Origin of the sequence: Algoriphagus sp. (assembly GCF_030694375.1) — a bacterium.
GTDB lineage: Bacteria > Bacteroidota > Bacteroidia > Cytophagales > Cyclobacteriaceae > Algoriphagus.
Map to the genome: position 1 here is coordinate 92,402 of NZ_JAUXYL010000003.1, position 14,893 is coordinate 107,294.

Below are 14,893 nucleotides of genomic sequence, written 5' to 3' on the forward strand. Positions count from 1 at the left end.
TGGAGCCCAAGTTAATCGGTATGGTCGGAGATTCCCGTTATTAAAAGTTTTGAAAGGACACTGGGCATAGCTTAATGGTAATATCCAGAAGTCACAGCAAACGAAGTGAAGGACCGGAATGAAAAGCACCTTGCTGTATTTTATACCGATTTTTTCCCCAGATCATCCGCCCCTCACAAAATCCGAAACGGCATATAAGGGCCAGACCTGTATGGTTTCAAAGGCGGCATAGGGTTCGTTGGAGAACCGGACCCCATAGGGACTTTTTTTTTCCTTGAGAAACAGATGGAGGCTTTGCATCGAACCCTTTTTCCCGGACTTCACTTCCACTGGAATAATGTCCTGCCCTTTTTGGGCAAGGTAATCCACCTCCGCATTGCTGTTCAGGGCTTCCCTATGCCAGTAATACAATCTCTCCTGTCGGTAGCAGGAAACCGCTTTCAGGAGTTCCAACCCGCAGTACTGCTCGGCAATGGCCCCTTTGTTGACTGCATCAAAGTCATCGTCAAAAAGAACTTCGGTAATATTCAGTCCGAGTATCCTCTGGAATATACCTGTGTCAAGAACCAGCATTTTCTGCTTTTTGGGATTGCTTTCCGCACCCAGGGGCAGTCCGTTGGCAGAGGTATGGGTGACCGAAATCACCAGACCCGACATCAACAATAGATCCACAGCTTCTTTCACTTGTTTATGATTAGCTTCCGTTGCCACTTTTGCATAGACAAACTTGCCACCCGACTGCCTGACCACGGCATCAAATACTTCCGAAATACGCAAAGAGGGGACACGGTGTTTGTATTTTGCAAAATCGGCCCTGAGCGAAATGATGAGATCATCGAGAAGTTGTCCGGCTACCTTCATATCCCTGTATTGGCTATAATTACGGATAACCTCAGGCATGCCACCCAAAACCAGGAACCGTTTCAAATACGTGAGCAGTTTGTGGTGTAGAGGCTCAGCAAGAGGCCGGGATGCTGAGGCTTTTTTCTTGGCATTCAAAAGAGAATCCTCCCCCATAGCAGTCAGAAATTCATCAAAACCAAGTGGGTAAACAAAGATTGACCGTACCCGACCCACTCCAAAAGAAGGTATTTCAGCCAGTGCAAACTCCAATAAAGATCCCGCGGCTATGACGTGCAGTTCCGGAAGTTTTTCGTAGAAGAAACGAAGAGAAGAAATGGCCGGTACGCAGGCTTGTATTTCATCAAAAAACACCAGGGTTTTTCCGGGAACAACCGGAACATTGGATACAATGGACAGGTTTTCGCACAATTCCAAAGGGTTGAGATCACCTTCAAACAAGGAATGCAGGGTGCGTTGTTCCTCGAAATTCACTTCAAGAAAATGGTCAAACTGTTTGGCCAGTTCCCTTACGGCAGTGGATTTCCCTACTTGACGGGCACCTCTGACCAGTAAAGGCTTGCCGGTCTTTTCCTTGCGCCATGCCAGCAGTTCTTTATCTATATTTCGGGGAATATACATTTTTCAAAGGCAGTTCAAACCTTTTTTTCCATTTTTCAAAGGCAATAATAGGAAACATTTTCCATTTTTCAAAGGCAATTCTCAATGAAAAAATCCAGACCTATTTGAAATTGCCGGAGGAGCTGAGCCCCCAACAGTCGCTAAGTATTCCTGACGGAGCTCCGATCGGAATGGAAGCCATGAGTTGTGATTTTGAGTTTTAAATTAGGATATCTATAACAGAACCAGAGGTGGCCGGAAAACCGTTCACCTCTTATTTATTACCTCAAATGCTCCCATTTAGTGCAGTTGAGATTTTTCTATCCCAATTGCTTGAATTGATTCATAAATAAGAAAATTTAATGGAGAAACTCAGGTTTGGTATTCGGTTATATTGAAAGTTTTGACTTTGCTTCCCTTAGCTATCCATTAATCCTATAACATGATAAGTAATTGAACAGGCAGTAAATTTTCATTGAATCACAGGTTAGGACTTGGTCTTGGTCTGCTTGATTTATTCCAATAGGCTCTTTCGTCGAGAAGAAGAAGGGCCTTTTCGAAGTTTTCCTTATTTCCACCAATGACCCACTTCTTTTTAGCGATTGCACCGATACCAGCACCTATTGCCACTCCTGCTGAGGCACCCAAAAGTCCTGACATAAAATAATGGGCCGATTCTCCTCCCGTAAGAATTACAACAACCTTTGTAATCGGGTCAGGATCATAAGTAGCGGCCCTAATCGCCATTCCTGCAGCAAACCCAATCACCCCTCCAATTACAGCACCTTTAGCACCGGGCCTGTTTTTTTGAGTCACCAGCGTATCTATATCAGAATAATGCAAGCTCTTTATTTCAAGGTCTGCATACTGTGGAGAAAGAGTTTTAAGATTGGATTCAACAAAGAAAAGCGAGTCTTTGGAAACTTTGTAGAGCAGTGCACGCTGATGTTTCTTTCCATTGGTCTCCACAATCCAAACTTGTCTCCCTGCCTTGTTAAAATATAGCCCATCTTTAATGACAAGCTGTGCTTTTGCTTGAGTAAGGAATCCAAGAATGAATAGTGTACTGATAAGAATTGCTTTCATAAATTTCGATTTTTGAGAAAGCTACATCCGGTTGGATAATTTCTTTATTCAAAATTTAATAAGCGAAAAAAATTGTTTCGCAGATTTTACTTTTATAAAACCTTACCTTTCAGAATCTTTACTTTACCGATCAATTTCAAAATTAATTTTTTTCGAAATGAGTGATGTTAAAAAAAGATGCTTTGTAGTCATGGGTTTCGGTATAAAAACCGACTACATCAACGGCAGAAAACTGGACTTAAACAAATCCTATCGCCTCCTGATCAAACCTGTGGTGGAAGCCAAAAACATTGAATGTGTCCGGGCTGATGAAATTACACACTCCGGATCCATCGATGTGCAAATGTATAAAGAATTGCTCCAGGCTGATCTAGTGATAGCTGACCTGTCTACACTGAATGCCAATGCGCTGTATGAATTGGGTGTAAGGCATGCTTTGCGCCCCTATACAACCATAGTAATTTCGGAAGACAAGCTGGTGTATCCCTTTGACCTCAATCATGTAGTCATTCATAGCTATCAACATCTGGGAGACGCCATAGACTATGAAGAAGTGGAACGATTTCGGGCAGCACTGGACCTTGTGATCCAAACTGTATTGGATAAGAACGAAGCCGATAGTCCTGTTTATACCTACCTCAACTCACTCATTCCTCCCAAACTCCAAGCAGAACTAGAAAGAGCAGTGGTCGATCGCGACAAGTCCCAGCCGATCCCTGAAGTGGGAAAAGCGCTTTCTTTGATAATTCAGGAAGCAGAAGATGCCATAGATATCATGGAGTTTGCCAAAGCCCGGGACCTTTTTCATTCGGCTATTTTACTTTCAGGAGGAAATACCGGTCAGAAAGATCCCTATTTATTTCACCGACTTTCTTTTACTACATACAAGGCCGCTGAGCCGGATTTAGTCTCTGCCCTCAATAGGTCTTTGAGCTACCTCCATTCGATTAATTTGGCCCATACCAATGACCCTGAAACGGTATCTTCGGCAGGAGCTGTGGAGAAGAAACTCTATGAATGTGGCCAAGGAGATCAACATTTGGAAGATTCTATTTTATACTACCAAAGAAGTTACTATTTACTCAACAATCGATACAATGGAATAAATCTAGCCTTGACTTTGGTCTATCACGCGACATCCAATCTGGTCAAATCTGACCAAGAGCGAATAGCTGATTTGATTTTTGCCCGACGTACCTGGAAGCGTGTTCTTTTTTTGTGTGACAGGGATTGGGAAATCATGGTGCAAAAAGAAAAAAATGATCAGCTCTTGATCAATGGAGGAACAAAAGAAGGCAAAGAATTACAAGAGTTTTACAACAGACAGAAATACTGGATTTTAGTCAACCGTGCAGAATCTTCCTTTGGACTGGGCGATTTTGAAACCCATCGGAAAAGCCTCAAAGAATCCAACAAAGTTCCATTTCACCAATGGCAACTTGAAAGCTTTACTGAACAAATTGGTAATTTAGCAACCGAATTGAAAAAAGTAGGGCATCTCCTCGAACCAAAATGGATCGCGCCTGATTAATTACCCAAACGTTTATCCTTCCTCATGAAAAACCCACTTTTGGCTGAATTTACAAGCCCATTTGAAACTGCACCTTTTCATCTTCTAAAAAACGATCACTTTCTTCCTGCAATTGAAGAGGCCATAAAATTGGCCAAGGCAGATGTAGAAAAAATCAAATCTGAATCAGTGCCTACCTTTCAAAATACCCTTGAAGCACTTGATCGATCAGGTAAAAAACTGAATGTAATCTCGGCTGTCTTTTTTAACCTCAATTCTGCGGAGACCAATGACGAAATTCAAAAGCTGGCTCGGGAGATTTCCCCCCTGCTGACCGAATACTCCAATGACATATTATTGGATCAAGATCTTTTCCAACGAGTAGCTACCGTTTTCAATGAAAAAGAAACTCTCAAACTCACCGAAGAACAAAAGACCCTACTGGAAAAAACCTACAAATCCTTTGTCCGGAATGGCGCAAACCTGAGTCCGGAGGATGCTGAAAAACTTCGAACTATCGACCAGGAATTGGCTCAACTCAGTCTCAAATTCGGAGAAAACATCCTTGCTGAAACCAATAAATATGTTCATTTGATAGAGAATGAGGCTGAAATCGATGGCCTACCCGAAGGTATCAAAGAAGCAGCTGCCCAGATAGCAGAGGAAAAAGGTCATCCAGGCAAATGGGCTTTTACACTCGATTACCCAAGCTACATCCCGGCGATGACCTATGCCAAAAACAGGGAACTCCGCAAGCGGTTGTTTTTGGCTTACAACACCAAATCATCCAAGGGAGATGAACTCGACAATCAGGAGATCATCAAAAACCTTCTCAAACTTCGTCACGCGCGGGCTAATCTGCTTGGATATGCCTCTCATGCAGATTTTGTCTTGGAGGAGCGTATGGCCAAAAGTCCAAAAGCAGTACTGGAGTTTTTGGAGTCACTGCTTCTTAAAGCAAAGCCAAAAGCTGAGAAGGAAGTACTTGAAGTGGCCGAATTTGCAAAAAAACTGAATGGATTAGAAAACCTTGAGCGATGGGATTTTGCATTCTATTCCGAACTCCTCAAAAAAGAAAAATATGCCTTGGATGATGAATTGCTCCGGCCGTATTTCAAACTTGAAAATGTCATTGCGGGTGTCTTCCAAACTGCAGGTAAGCTCTTTGGGATTACATTTCAACCAAACTCCGACATTCCGGTATATCATCCGGATGTCACAGCTTATGAAGTAAAGGACCGTAACGGAATGCACCTTGCTGTATTTTATGCGGATTTTTTTCCAAGATCAGGCAAAAGAAACGGGGCTTGGATGACCTCTTTCAAAGGACAACGCACAGAAAATGGACTGGAGCAGCGCCCGCACGTTTCGATCGTCTGTAATTTTACAAAGCCGACGAAGAGCAAACCAAGCCTTTTGACCTTCAATGAAGTCACCACGCTTTTTCATGAATTTGGCCATGCACTTCATGGAATGCTGGCCAGAGGAACCTACGAATCGCTCACCGGAACAAGTGTCTTTTGGGATTTTGTAGAACTCCCCTCCCAGATTTTCGAAAACTGGTGCTACGAAAAAGAATGCTTGGATCTTTTTGCGAAACACTATGAAACCGGTGAAAAAATCCCCGAAGAACTGATTGAGAAAATCAAAAACGCTTCCAATTTCCAACAGGGCTATATGACGATGCGGCAGATCAGTTTTGCGCTTTTGGATATGGCCTACCATAGTCAAGACCCAAGCCCAATAGCGGAGGTAAGGAAATTTGAGGAAGCAGTCATGCAGAAAACTGATCTTTTACCACGAGTAGAAGGAACTATGGCAAGCACGAGCTTTTCCCATATTTTCCAGGGGGGCTATTCTTCAGGATATTACAGTTACAAGTGGGCAGAAGTACTGGATGCTGATGCGTTCGAGTTATTTTTGGAAAAAGGTGTTTTTGATCAGGAAACTGCATCTTCCTTTGAAAAAAATATCCTTTCGGCAGGAGGCACAGCACATCCTTCGATCCTGTATCGAAGGTTTCGGGGTAGAGAACCCAAACCTGAAGCATTGCTAAAGCGCTCTGGTCTAATTTCTGCTTAATTAAAAAAGCTATAGATTAGTCCTGCACTTTTTTCCAAATTTATATTTTATGATACCCAAGCAAATGAATATGCCTGCCTACTTAAAAGCCCTTTCGGTGATGGCATTCATTATTGTTTTAATCTTCTTCCTGATTGTTGGCAAAAGCCTTTTGGTACCGCTTTTCATGGGCGGATTTTTCGCAATTCTTTTCACACCCTTCAGTATGTTTTTGGAGAAGTATAAGGTTCCACGAACATTATCAAGTGTGATCTCATTATTGCTTATGATAGCCATTGTGGTAGGTTTGATCAGCTTTATCATCGGAAACGTAGTGAGCTTCACCAAGGACTTCAATAATGTCTCAGCCCGTCTGGTCTCTGTGGCCGAAGGAATAGACACTTGGACTACCGACAAACTGGGATTTAGTGAAAATTTGGCAGAAAAAGCTCAGTCAGATTCGATTGCGAAGATGCTTAATGAAAATAGCACTAGCATTTCTGCGTTTGCGCTGAAGGCAATTGGCTCGCTTTCGGGCTTGGTATTAATTCCGGTATTTATGTTTTTCTTTCTTCTCTATCGGGATCATCTTACCAAAATGATGGTGAAAATATATCAAGACAAAGACCCGGCTTTGGTGAAAATGAGAATAACCAACCTTAGGAAGGTAATTCAAAATTACATCACCGGTGTAGGTAAAGTCATGGTCATATTGGCTATTCTGAATATCACCGCCTATTCGGCATTGGGGATCAAGCATGCAATTTTCTTTGGGATTATTGGGGCAGTATTAAACATCATTCCTTACATCGGACCTTTTGTCGGCGCTTTATTGCCAGCTGTTTATTCGTTTTTGACCATGGACAGTTTGTTTGTCCCGATTGCTGCCTTGGCGATTTACCAAGTGATTCAAATGGTAGAAAGTAACTTCCTGACTCCAAAAATTGTCGGTGGAAACGTAAACTTGAATGCATTCATTACCTTTTTGGGCTTACTTGTAGGAGCCGCAATTTGGGGAGTTGCCGGGATGATTCTGGTAATTCCAGCCATGGCTATTCTTAGGGAAATATTTGACCTGAGTGAAAACACCAAACCATTTGCTATGCTTTTGGGTGAGGAAAAAAAAGACGAAAAGCCTAAATCAAAAAATGAGAATACTGAATAAAATTATCCTGGGAATTTTGATCCTCACTTTAATCAGCTGTGATAGTGAAGAAAATAAAAAAGGTCGTTTCCTGTTGAAAGGAAATGAGAAACTGGTGGAAAACGACCCGAAATCTGCGATTGTCTTCTACAGCGAGGCCATCAAGTTGGACTCCACTTATGCTGACGCTTATTTTAATAAAGCAATGGCACATCTTAAACTCAATCAGCTGGATGAAAGCATAGAAGACCTAAGTAAAGCCATCCAATTCCGTCCGGAATACTTTGAGGCTATTTTTCAAAGAGGTCTAAATTACTTGGACAATGGAGAATTTTATAAAGCCCGGGAGGATGCCGATCGACTGCTAAAGCTTGAAAGCGACAACTGGAAAAGCTACTTCCTAACAGGGCTTAGTCAGGAAAAACTTAAAGATTTCCCTGTAGCACTTCAGGCATTTGAAAAAGCATCTGAACTGGACCCCACCAATTCAGACCTGCTGGTCAATCAGGCCACCATCCGATATTATTTAAAACAATACGAGTCTGCTAAAGCTATACTTTCCAAGGCGGAAGTTATAAATCCATCGGAACCCAACCTGCACAACCTCCGATCGATGATTTATTTCGATGAAGGGAATTTGAAAGACGCTTTAACTTCCGTGGAGAAGGCCATCGTACTTGACAACAGACAAGCCTATTTCTACAACAATAAAGGATTATACCTGCTTTTTTTAGACCGACCTGAGGAAGCTATAGATCTCATCAATCAAAGTATTCAATTAGACACCAAAAACCCATTTGCCTTACGGAATAAAGGGATTTACTATGTAATGAAAGGGGACAAAATTTCTGCTTTGCAATACCTAACTGATCTTGTCAAAAATTATCCTGAAATGGATTTGGTCCAGGAATACTATCAAAAGGCTCAGGCCTTGTAGCTTTTCTCCGCGATCACTTCTTTGATCTTTTTCAGAAGTTCAGCTGCATCAATTGGTTTGGCTACAAAGCCCTCGAACTCACATTCATCAATTCGCTCCATGATTTCGAGCTTTGCCGCAGCAGTCAAGGCAATTATGGGAGTACTGGAAAATTTCTTTATCGCGATAGTAGCTTCAAAACCATCCATAACGGGCATCTGAATATCCATCAAAATGCAGTCAAATTTCCCGTTTTTCACGGCCTCCACAGCTTCTTGTCCGTTGTGAGCCCGCTCAAAAGTATAGCCCCATTTTTTAATGATTTTTCCTAAGACCAGTGAATTCACCTCATTGTCTTCAGCCATCAGAAGATGAAGACTTTTAAATGAAGGGGTGGAATTCTCAACTTTGGATGGAGGTGTAAGTTCCAATTCAGCTAAATCAAATTCCAATTCAAAAAAGAATCTGCTTCCTTTTCCTACATCAGAATCCAACCCGATTTTACCCCCCATCAAGTTTAGGAGTTTTCTGGTGATCGATAGCCCAAGGCCTGTACCTCCATATTTTGAGCTGAATGTTGGCTTGACCTGGTCAAAATCATTGAAGATTTTTTCCTGATCTTCCGGTGCAATTCCAATTCCAGTATCTTTTACTTCAAAGTAAACTTTTACCTTATTTCTTTCTTGTTCAAGCAGTTCGATTTTCACATCCACATTTCCCTCATTGGTAAACTTGAGGGCATTGGTGATTAAATTATTCATTACCTGTGAAAGTCGGGTTTTGTCTCCTTTGACAGCGATGTCAAGTCCTTCTGACAAGTGCAATTCAAGTTTATTTTTGCTGTCTTTGGCATGGAAAGACAAACCTTTCAATACCTGATCGACAATATTCTTCAGATTAAACGGAACCTTCTCAATGGTTAATTTTCCAGCCTCGATTTTTTGGAAATCCAAAAGATCATTGATCATGATAATCAAATTGTCAACCGCAAAATTGATCGTATTGAGTGCGGATTTTTGATTCTCCGTGTGTTCATCGTGGAAAAGGGAATAAACTGATCCTGAGATCGCATTGAGGGGCGTCCGCAACTCATGACTGATCATGGAAAGGAAATCTGATTTGATTTGATTGGCCTTTTCCGCAGCCATCCTAGCCTCATCCAATTTGGCCTCGAATTCCTTCTGTTTTGAAATATCGGTAAGGTAACCATACCAGACCATATCTCCGTTTTCCAAAGCTTGAGGTCTGGCAGCTCCGAGCACCCAACGGTAATCTTGATTATTCTCCCCTGATTTGACCCGAAATTGACACTGCCATGGTTCCAATTTTCGAGCAGACGCTACCGAAGACATAATTACCTGAGGGAGATCTTGTGGATGTACCTTTGATATTGCGGAAGAAATGTCTGAGAAGTCCTGAATTTCCTGAGGCGATAGTCCCAATACAGAATTAATCCCTTTCGAAAGAAAGGAGAAATTCATTTGTCCTTCAGCATTCAATACCATTTGGTACAATCCTCCGGGAACCTGCTCAGTAAGATTCATCAGGAAATTACTGCTGGCTTCTACCTTTTCCTCAAGTTTTATTTTTTCGGATATATTCCTGAAGGAAAGCGAGATGTATTCAGAATCGTTAAACGCTACATTTTTGGCAGCCACTTCGAGGGTAAGCTGTTTTCCCTTTTCGTTAGTTAAAAGAGTTGTAAACCTCGTGATCGAATGGTCCAAAGTTGAAGAATGAATCCATTCAGACCACTGATCAGATTCTTCAAAATAGCTATTCAAGTCCTTCAAATGAGAAATTTCGGTGTCTTTTTCGAACCCGAAAAATTCAAGCATTTGATGGTTTGTCAAAAAAACTTTCCCATTCGGCTCCACTATCATCATCGCCTCTGGCGATTCGACCCAAAGCCTTTGATGAAAATTTAATTCATTTTTAATTTTTCGACCCAAGCTATCATCCCAGATTATTCCCCAAACAAGGGTTCTCTTTTTCTCCGGGAAAAAGGCCGTATAGCCAAGGTTTAACTTTTCTGAAATCTGGATTTCCCCTTCAAACTCTTCCTGTTGGGGATTCATAGCTGAAGCAGACTCTCTGATTTGATTTAAAAAATTAGCCTTAAACAGATCAGTAAGCACTCCTTTCTCCAAATGTTTCGCTAGGATAGTTTCAGTGGCTAGTTCCAATACTAATTCATTGGAATCCAAATCAGCTCTCCATTTTCCGGATTTTGTCAATTCCGGTACCTTATCAAGCAAAGAATCTAATTTCTTGTCATTTTTTGACTGGATAACTCGATTCGTAATATCCCTCGCAATAAGAAAAAATGTCTCTGGATTGAATTGCACCGAGCATTCCAGATTTCGATATATTCCGTCTTTTCCTAAAAAACGCAATTCACAAAAAGCAACTTCCTGACTTTTTTGGTGAGTTTTCCAGATTTGCTGGACTCGGTCTAAATCCTCCTCATGAATGAATGGGCAAAGATTTGTGTTCAATAATTCCTCCGCTTCGTAACCCAGTACCGGTAAAACGGTCGAATTTAAATAAGTCAGATGATCATATTTTCCGATAGCTATCAGATCGAGTTTGGAAGTAAAAAATTGATAGGCTTCTTTTTTACTTGGAAGTCCGTGGGTTTTTACCTCTCTCCCTTTGTAGAAAAGAAAATAATTTGATCCACTGTCTTGTGGCAATTCAAGTTTGAACGAATAATCCTTTTTTTTATGGGAAAGAATCAGCTCTTCTTTGAAAATGTAAGCGTTAATATCAAGCCCCAGCCCGACCAAAGTTTTGTCTTTTAAGGATTCTCCGATCTCCTCCTCAAAGGATTCGTTTGCATAAAAAATGGAATAGGGATAGGAATCGTCAGCAAGGAAGACCATTTCCGAAGATTCGTAAATGATCTTTTTAAACGTGCTGTTTATTCCTTTGTCTTGCATCGAATTATTATTCCTGGGTCTTTACACTGAAAGTAATCAGTTAAGACCACTTTCATCCTGTAAACATACAGCAATTTGTATTTCATGCCAAATAAAATAAATTATAAATACATTTTTTTGCAAAAAAATTAAATCCCAAACTCAACTTGGAAGGTTCCAAACCAAAAATTGTCAGTATCCTGCAGTTCTAATACACCATCAAACCAACTGTATCCAAAATTTGCCTGAATTTTGATCCGATGCCCATTCAAATATCGGGTAAACCCCAAGTTGGTTTCTTCACCTCTTTTTTCAAGCCCTTCTATGGATCCGTCAGGTCTTATAGCTGCATAACGAAATGCCAACTCCGATTTTCCAGAAATCATTTTGCTCAATTGGACATTTGTACCCTTGCCAACCCAAACGGCTCGCTTAAGTCCCTGTGCATTCTCAGTAATCGGATCTGAAGAACTTCGATGAAAGTATTCTGTGAGCACTCCCCACCCCATGTATTTGAACATGGCATCTGCGATAAATACATTCTGATCCCGCTGTTCATAGAGGTACTGTCCGATTTGCCCCCTAGCCCTTGCACCATTTTTATTCAAATTATAAGTCAAGCCAACTGACAATTTTGGACTCGTTTCGAATTCGAGATCGCCCTCAGAGTAGTCTCCATTATTCAGGAAGCTGCCAAATGGCAGATATTCAAATCTCCCTGTATAGCTCAGGCCTCCATCACCAGGTGAGGGATTTCTTCCCTCCCCTGTGTTTAAAGCTCCTTTCAATTGATATTCTGCTTTGCCCCTTGTCGGCAGGGTATAATATCCAAAAAAACCAAAATCTCGGTCAAGAGTAAAAACTCCATTTGCGATAGAGCGTTCAGCAAATTGGAGGTTTCCGGAGCTAATCACCCGTTCTCTATTCCCGGGTAATTTAGACTGACCAAATCCAAAATATAGATTCGGTTTCAGGTAATAGTAAATAATTGCATCCCGAATCGGCTGTGCAAATTCACCGGCATCCAAGTCAAGATCTGATTTAGAAAAACCTAATTGGATGTAATACTGGATTCTTGGATTTAAAACATACCCGTCAAAACGCAACCTTAGTCTTCTTACCCGAAAATCAGTTTCCTCAATGGATAAATTTTCTCCACTCTCTGTTTTAAATCCAAACCGATTTTGCATTCTAAATCTGAGATTTAGCATGAAAAGTGAATCCTTGGAAATACTGATCCCATTCTTCACATTAAGCAGCGCTCTTTCATCACTTTCTACTTGAGCGAATGCTGTTGAAGAAATCAAACTGAATAGGAGGATTGACAGAAAGACCGGAAAGCAACCATTTGGAGAACAATTCTTCATCGTTGGGTAGAAAAAAAGCCGTAACGAGGACGCTACGGCTTTACTTTAATTTTGCTAAAATTAGGAAATCGCAGCCTTGATCAAGTTCAATGCAGAACCTGCTTTGAACCACATGATTTGGCCTTCATTGTAGGTATGATTCACGGTAATCGTATGGGCAGTTCCATCATTGTGATTCAAAACCACTTCCAAAGGTTTTCCAGGCAGGAACGAAGTCAAACCCACGATGTCAATGGAATCGTCTTCACGAATCAATTCATAATCAGTAGGATTAGCGAAAGTCAATGCCAGCATTCCCTGCTTTTTAAGGTTTGTCTCATGAATACGTGCAAAAGACTTCACCAATATTGCCCTTACTCCAAGAAATCTAGGCTCCATAGCAGCGTGCTCTCTGGAGGAGCCTTCTCCATAGTTCTCGTCACCCACCACAATTGAACCGATTCCGTTCTCTTTGTAATTTCGCTGAGTGGCAGGAACCTCAGCATATTCACCAGTCAATTGGTTTTTTACACTATTGGTTGAATCATTGAAATAATTGACTGCACCGATCAGCATGTTATTTGAAATGTTATCCAAATGACCTCGATATTTCAACCAAGGACCTGCCATGGAGATGTGGTCAGTGGTACACTTTCCTTTTGCTTTTATCAATAGTTTTAATCCTTTCAGGTCTGTCCCTTCCCAAGGCTTAAAAGAGTCAAGTAATTGTAGTCGATCGGAATTAGGATCAACCAGTACACTAACTTTTGAACCATCTTCAGCAGGAGCCTGATAGCCGGCATCTTCCACTGCAAATCCTCTTGGCGGAAGTTCCATCCCCGTCGGTTCGTCCAACATCACGGCATTACCATCCGCATTGGTCAGGGTATCTGTCAAGGGATTGAAAGTCAAATTACCCGCAATTGCCAAGGCTGTTACAATCTCAGGAGAAGCTACAAATGCGTGGGTATTTGGATTACCGTCGGCTCGCTTTGCAAAGTTTCTGTTGAAAGAAGTGATGATGGAGTTTTTCTCTTGTTTTTCAGCACCATGACGAGCCCACTGTCCGATACAAGGACCGCATGCATTTGCCAACACTACGCCTCCCATTTTTCCAAAAGTATCCAAGAAACCATCTCGCTCTACAGTAAATCGAACCTGCTCTGAACCCGGAGTAATCGTATATTCAGATCTGGCAACAAGTTTTTTGTCTACTGCCTGCTGAGCCAAAGAGGCCGCTCTGGAGATATCCTCATAGGAGGAGTTGGTACAAGAGCCAATCAATCCTACGTCCAATTTCGCAGGCCATCCATTTTCCCTTACTGCTGCAGCAAATTTGGAAATTGGCCATGCCAAATCCGGGGTGAATGGACCGTTCACATGCGGTTCCAGTTCAGAAAGATTAATTTCAATTACTTGATCAAAATACATTCCCGGGTTTGCATAAACTTCCTCGTCACCGGTCAAATGTTCGGCAATTGAATCAGCAAGTGATGCAACGTCCGCTCGGCCGGTTCCCTGAAAGTATGCTGCTGATTTCTGATCATAACCAAAAATAGAAGTAGTAGCGCCAATTTCGGCACCCATATTACAGATTGTACCTTTACCGGTAGCAGAAAGCGAGCGTGCGCCATCGCCAAAATATTCAACGATTGCTCCAGTTCCCCCTTTTACAGTAAGAATTCCGGCTACTTTAAGAATTACATCTTTGGCAGAGGTCCAGCCGGACATTTTTCCAGTGAGCTTGACCCCGATTAATTTCGGAAACTTCAACTCCCAAGCTAAGCCTGCCATTACGTCGCAGGCATCGGCACCACCGACACCGATTGCGATCATTCCGAGACCGCCTGCATTTGGTGTGTGTGAATCAGTTCCAATCATCATTCCTCCAGGGAAAGCATAATTTTCCAACACCACTTGGTGAATGATCCCCGCTCCCGGCTTCCAAAATCCAATTCCGTATTTATTGGATACAGATGCCAAAAAATCATATACTTCTTTATTTTTATCTTTGGCTTTTGTTAAATCTTTTACGGCACCTACTTCTGCTTGGATCAGGTGATCGCAGTGTACAGTAGATGGGACAGCCACTTGGTCTCGGCCTGCCTGCATGAATTGAAGAAGGGCCATTTGTGCCGTTGCATCTTGCATCGCCACACGATCAGGCTGAAAATCAACATAAGAAGCACCTCTACTATATGCCTGAGAAGCAGGACCTTCACTCAAATGCGCATAAAGAATTTTTTCTGTCAAAGTAAGTGGGCGCCCTACAGCCTTTCGCGCTGCTGCGATTCGCTCCGGAAACCGGGCGTACACCGCTTTGATCATTTCGATATCAAAAGCCATTATTTTGGATATTTATGTGGATAAAAGGTTCGATTTTTTCAAGTGCGAATATAGGGAAAAGCCCTCAGAAAAGGTAATCAACCGCAGACTGGATTGTAGTGT

Annotated in this window: 9 protein-coding genes; 4 read left to right on the top strand and 5 right to left on the bottom strand. The window is 41.8% G+C overall.

Features of this window, described 5'->3' with window-relative positions; genetic code table 11:
* Positions 1-162: 162 nt before the first annotated feature.
* Together Q8M62_RS00520 and Q8M62_RS00525 are read right to left on the bottom strand one after the other, a co-directional pair.
* Positions 163-1,482, bottom strand: a complete 1,320-nt coding sequence (locus Q8M62_RS00520) for an ATP-binding protein (protein ID WP_304900101.1) — start codon at positions 1,480-1,482, stop codon at positions 163-165.
* A 459-nt stretch (positions 1,483-1,941) separates the two neighbouring features.
* Positions 1,942-2,547, bottom strand: a complete 606-nt coding sequence (locus Q8M62_RS00525; protein ID WP_304900100.1) for a hypothetical protein — start codon at positions 2,545-2,547, stop codon at positions 1,942-1,944.
* Positions 2,548-2,704: 157 nt separating this feature from the next.
* Between Q8M62_RS00525 and Q8M62_RS00530 the strand changes: the two genes are divergently transcribed.
* Genes Q8M62_RS00530 through Q8M62_RS00545 form a run of 4 tightly spaced genes read left to right on the top strand, consistent with a single transcriptional unit; the run spans position 2,705 to position 8,199 of the window.
* Positions 2,705-4,078: a tetratricopeptide repeat-containing protein gene (locus Q8M62_RS00530; RefSeq protein ID WP_304900099.1), complete on the top strand. Its 1,374-nt coding sequence runs from the start codon at positions 2,705-2,707 to the stop codon at positions 4,076-4,078.
* A 24-nt stretch (positions 4,079-4,102) separates the two neighbouring features.
* Positions 4,103-6,139, top strand: coding sequence for a M3 family metallopeptidase (locus Q8M62_RS00535; RefSeq protein WP_304900098.1), 2,037 nt, complete (start codon positions 4,103-4,105; stop codon positions 6,137-6,139).
* Positions 6,140-6,188: 49 nt separating this feature from the next.
* Positions 6,189-7,283: an AI-2E family transporter gene (locus Q8M62_RS00540; RefSeq protein WP_304900097.1), complete on the top strand. Its 1,095-nt coding sequence runs from the start codon at positions 6,189-6,191 to the stop codon at positions 7,281-7,283.
* Positions 7,267-8,199, top strand: coding sequence for a lipopolysaccharide assembly protein LapB (locus Q8M62_RS00545; RefSeq protein ID WP_304900096.1), 933 nt, complete (start codon positions 7,267-7,269; stop codon positions 8,197-8,199). Before Q8M62_RS00540 ends, Q8M62_RS00545 begins: the two co-directional genes overlap by 17 nt.
* Here Q8M62_RS00545 and Q8M62_RS00550 read toward each other — a convergent pair.
* The 3 genes from Q8M62_RS00550 to Q8M62_RS00560 form a co-directional block, all read right to left on the bottom strand.
* Complete coding sequence (locus tag Q8M62_RS00550; RefSeq protein ID WP_304900095.1) at positions 8,187-11,120, bottom strand: ATP-binding protein; 2,934 nt, start codon at positions 11,118-11,120, stop codon at positions 8,187-8,189. The two genes, Q8M62_RS00545 and Q8M62_RS00550, sit on opposite strands and share 13 nt — an antisense overlap.
* Positions 11,121-11,248: 128 nt before the next feature.
* On the bottom strand, positions 11,249-12,466 hold the full coding sequence (locus tag Q8M62_RS00555; RefSeq protein WP_305667993.1) for a porin: 1,218 nt from the start codon (positions 12,464-12,466) through the stop codon (positions 11,249-11,251).
* Positions 12,467-12,526: 60 nt separating this feature from the next.
* Entirely contained in the window at positions 12,527-14,791 is a 2,265-nt protein-coding gene (locus tag Q8M62_RS00560) for an aconitate hydratase (protein WP_304900093.1), read from the bottom strand.
* Positions 14,792-14,893: the final 102 nt, after the last annotated feature.

Excerpts from the sequence above, each read along its gene's own strand:
- Q8M62_RS00535 (WP_304900098.1), top strand. The coding sequence starts at position 4,103 with ATGAAAAACCCACTTTTGGCTGAATTTACAAGCCCATTTGAAACTGCA.
- Q8M62_RS00540 (WP_304900097.1), top strand. The coding sequence starts at position 6,189 with ATGATACCCAAGCAAATGAATATGCCTGCCTACTTAAAAGCCCTTTCG.
- Q8M62_RS00525 (WP_304900100.1), bottom strand. The coding sequence starts at position 2,547 with ATGAAAGCAATTCTTATCAGTACACTATTCATTCTTGGATTCCTTACT.
- Q8M62_RS00550 (WP_304900095.1), bottom strand. The coding sequence starts at position 11,120 with ATGCAAGACAAAGGAATAAACAGCACGTTTAAAAAGATCATTTACGAA.
- Q8M62_RS00555 (WP_305667993.1), bottom strand. The coding sequence starts at position 12,466 with ATGAAGAATTGTTCTCCAAATGGTTGCTTTCCGGTCTTTCTGTCAATC.
- Q8M62_RS00530 (WP_304900099.1), top strand. The coding sequence starts at position 2,705 with ATGAGTGATGTTAAAAAAAGATGCTTTGTAGTCATGGGTTTCGGTATA.
- Q8M62_RS00560 (WP_304900093.1), bottom strand. The coding sequence starts at position 14,791 with ATGGCTTTTGATATCGAAATGATCAAAGCGGTGTACGCCCGGTTTCCG.
- Q8M62_RS00520 (WP_304900101.1), bottom strand. The coding sequence starts at position 1,482 with ATGTATATTCCCCGAAATATAGATAAAGAACTGCTGGCATGGCGCAAG.
- Q8M62_RS00545 (WP_304900096.1), top strand. The coding sequence starts at position 7,267 with ATGAGAATACTGAATAAAATTATCCTGGGAATTTTGATCCTCACTTTA.